Below are 3059 nucleotides of genomic sequence, written 5' to 3'. Positions count from 1 at the left end.
CGTGCGCCTGGGCAGCCGCATGGCGGTCTGGCTGTTCACCGGCCTCTTCGCCCTCGCGGCCCTGATCCTGCTGACGGCCATCGCGACCATGCTGTTCTACAAGGGCGAGCTGGTCAGGATCGGGCCCGACAACTGCTACATCGGCGAGGCGCCGGCCAACACCGTGGCGTTCGGCTCGCTGCCCCTGGTCCACCGCCTGGTCTATGTCGGCGTCGGCATCGTGCGGGCCACGCCCATCCTGATGATGTTCTGGAGCCTGCGCGAGCTGTTCGGCGGCTACGCCCGCGGCGAGGTGTTCTCACGCGACGCCGCCCGCCGTTTCGGCCGGGTCGGCGGCTGGCTGTGCGCCTATGCCGTCTCGCCCTTCCTGTGCCACCTGTTCCTGTCGGCCACCGGCTACGAGATCGACAAGAACTGGGCCCACATGGCCAGCCTGCAGGCGTTTATCCTGGGACTGCTGGTCCTGGTGGTCGGCCAGGTCATGCAGGTGGGCCGCGAGATCGAAGAGGACCGGGAGGCCTTCGTCTGATGATCGTCCTGCGCCTCGACGTGATGCTGGCCCGCCGCAAGGTTCGCTCCAACGCGCTGGCCCGCGCCATCGGGATTACCGACGCCAACCTGTCCCTGCTGAAGTCGGGCAAGGTGAAGGGCATGAAGTTCGAGACCCTGGAAGCCATCTGCGACTTCCTGGACTGCCAGCCGGGCGACATCCTGGAATACCAGCCCGAGCAGCCGCCCGACGTCGCGACCGAGACCGTCAAACGCGCCGGCTGACGGCGCCCTTCTCCGGAGACACGCCATGAGACTTTCAACGCCCGTCCGGGCGATCGCGACCGGCTGCCTGCTGTCCTGGATCGGCCTCGCCCCGAACCCCGCTTGGGCCGAGACGGGCTTTGTCCCGGTCCCCAACGGCAAGCTGGCCTTTGAGACCTGCGGCGGCGGAACCAAGACGATCGTGCTGCTGCACGACGGCATCCTGCATTCGGCCGCCTATGACGAGGTCTGGCCCACGCTTTGCCAGCGCTTCAGGGTCATCCGCTACGACCGACGCGGCTATGGCGCCTCGCCGCCGGCGGGCCAGCCCTATCGTCCGGTCGACGACCTGGCGGTTCTGATGAAGACGCTGGACGTCCCGCACGCCAGCCTGGTCGGTTCGTCCTCGGGCTCTGGCCTGGCCGTCGACTACGCGCTGGCCCATCCCGAACAGGTTGATCGCCTGGTGCTCGCCGGCCCCTGGATCAGCGGCTTCGACGCCTCGTTCGGCTTCATCTTCCGCGCCCTGAAGCTCCTGGTTCTGTACAAGCTGGGCCTGACCGACAGCGTGGCGCGCGATCCCTACATCCTGACCCGGAACGCCGCGCCGCAGCGCGAGCGGCTCAAGGCGTTGCTGAAGGCCCACCCCGGCAATCTGACCGCCGGAACCCGGGAACAGCCGCCTGCCGCCCCCGCCAAGCCCCGGCTGGGCGAGATCCACGTTCCCACTCTGATCCTGGTCGGCCAGGTGGACATCAAGGACGTTCAGGAACAGGCCAAGGCCCTGGAAACCGCCATCCCCGGCGCCCGGCGAGAGATCGTCCCCGCCGCTGGCCATCTCATGTATCTCGAGAAGCCGAAGGACTTCGCCGACCGGGTGACGGCGTTCGTGGCGCGCGAGCCCTAGAACCGCCCGCTCTGGAAGTCGTCGAACGCCTGCACGATCTCCTCGCGCGAGGTCATCACGAACGGGCCGTGCCAGAAGACCGGCTCGCCGATCGGACGGCCGGCCAGCAGCAGGACGCGGGCGTCGGTGACGGCCTCGACGCGGACAGTGTCGCCCCTTCCGAGGAACACGCCGGACAGCGCGTCCACCGTGTCGTGGGCGACGCGCACCTGGCCTTCGTAGACCGCCAGCATGGCGTTGCGGTCGTCGCCGACTGGCTCCTCGAACACGGTCCCGGCCGGCAGGACGACGTCGAAATAGAGCGCGTCGACGGCGCCCCCACCGATCGGGCCCGCGGTCCCCGCATCCGTCGCACCGGAGATCACCTTGACCGTGACGCCGCCGTCGCGCGCCTCGACCGGGATCTTGTCGGCCTCGAACTCCTGGTAGCCGGGCGCGCTCATCTTCAGCTTGGCGGGCAGGTTGACCCACAGCTGGAAGCCGCGCATCCGGCCCTCCGACTGCTCGGGCATTTCGGAGTGGACGATGCCCTTGCCGGCCCGCATCCACTGGATCCCGCCCGGCCCGATCACGCCCTCGCGGCCGGTGTTGTCCTTGTGGCGCATCCGGCCTTCCAGCATGTAGGTCACGGTCTCGAAGCCGCGATGCGGATGGTCGGGAAAGCCGCCCATGTAGTCCGACGCCTGGTCGTTGTCGAAACAGTCCAGCATCAGGAACGGGTCGAACATCTGGGCTTCCGGCGTGCCCAGCATGCGGGTCAGCCGCACGCCGTCGCCATCCGAGGCGGGCAGGCCTTTCACGATCTTCAGGACCGGTCGAACGCTCATGGGATGCTCCTTTGCGGCTTCGATATCAGGTCGAGTTGCAATTGATGCAAGAGGCCGGCGCGGTTCGCCTTTCGCGGCCATCCGTGCTAAGCGCGCGCCAACGAAATTCACGAGAGTTCCATGGCCCTTAAAGTCGCCATCGTCGGCCTGCCCAACGTCGGCAAGTCCACCCTGTTCAACGCTCTGACCCAGACGGCGTCGGCCCAGGCCGCCAACTATCCGTTCTGCACGATCGAGCCCAATACCGGCGAAGTCGCGGTGCCCGAGCCGCGCCTGGAGGCCCTGGCCAAGATCTCCGGCTCCAAGGAAATCATCCCGGCCCGGATCACCTTCGTCGACATCGCCGGCCTGGTGCGCGGCGCGTCCAAGGGCGAGGGCTTGGGCAACCAGTTCCTGGCCAACATCCGCGACTGCGACGCCATCGCCTTCGTGGCCCGCTGCTTCGAGGACGGCGACATCGTCCACGTGGAAGGCCGCATCGATCCGCTCAGCGATCTCGAGATCATCGAGATGGAGCTGATGCTGGCCGACCTGGAGAGCCTGGAAAAGCGCGTTCCGGCGCTGGAAAAGCG

At 67.7% G+C, this 3059-nt stretch carries 5 protein-coding genes; 4 read left to right on the top strand and 1 reads right to left on the bottom strand.

Annotated features, from left to right (window positions below):
* From VJ655_RS09385 to VJ655_RS09375, 3 genes are all read left to right on the top strand, one after another.
* The coding region (locus VJ655_RS09385) for a DUF2975 domain-containing protein (RefSeq protein WP_324110802.1) at nt 1-529 on the top strand (529 nt) is incomplete at its 5' end.
* Nucleotides 529-774 carry a helix-turn-helix domain-containing protein gene (locus VJ655_RS09380; RefSeq protein WP_414646964.1) on the top strand — a complete coding sequence of 82 codons (246 nt, stop codon included), beginning with the start codon at nt 529-531 and terminating at the stop codon, nt 772-774. The genes VJ655_RS09385 and VJ655_RS09380, both read left to right, overlap by 1 nt.
* Before the next feature lie 25 nt (nt 775-799).
* On the top strand, nt 800-1660 hold the full coding sequence (locus tag VJ655_RS09375; RefSeq protein ID WP_324110801.1) for an alpha/beta hydrolase: 861 nt from the start codon (nt 800-802) through the stop codon (nt 1658-1660).
* Here VJ655_RS09375 and VJ655_RS09370 read toward each other — a convergent pair.
* Nucleotides 1657-2487 carry a pirin family protein gene (locus VJ655_RS09370; protein ID WP_324110800.1) on the bottom strand — a complete coding sequence of 277 codons (831 nt, stop codon included), beginning with the start codon at nt 2485-2487 and terminating at the stop codon, nt 1657-1659. The genes VJ655_RS09375 and VJ655_RS09370 overlap by 4 nt on opposite strands.
* Nucleotides 2488-2607: 120 nt before the next feature.
* On the opposite strand from VJ655_RS09370, the gene VJ655_RS09365 reads away from it, so the two are divergent.
* The coding region (locus VJ655_RS09365; RefSeq protein WP_324110799.1) for a GTPase at nt 2608-3059 on the top strand (452 nt) is incomplete at its 3' end.

The sequence above is a fragment of the Caulobacter sp. genome (genome assembly GCF_035254145.1).
Classification (GTDB): Bacteria; Pseudomonadota; Alphaproteobacteria; order Caulobacterales; family Caulobacteraceae; genus Caulobacter.
Note: the sequence above shows the minus strand (reverse complement) of the source record. Positions and strands in the feature narration are given on the sequence as shown.

What these genes read in the sequence shown, in the direction of transcription:
- VJ655_RS09380 (WP_414646964.1), top strand. Translation starts at nt 529, where the DNA reads ATGATCGTCCTGCGCCTCGACGTGATGCTGGCCCGCCGCAAGGTTCGC.
- VJ655_RS09375 (WP_324110801.1), top strand. Translation starts at nt 800, where the DNA reads ATGAGACTTTCAACGCCCGTCCGGGCGATCGCGACCGGCTGCCTGCTG.
- VJ655_RS09370 (WP_324110800.1), bottom strand. Translation starts at nt 2,487, where the DNA reads ATGAGCGTTCGACCGGTCCTGAAGATCGTGAAAGGCCTGCCCGCCTCG.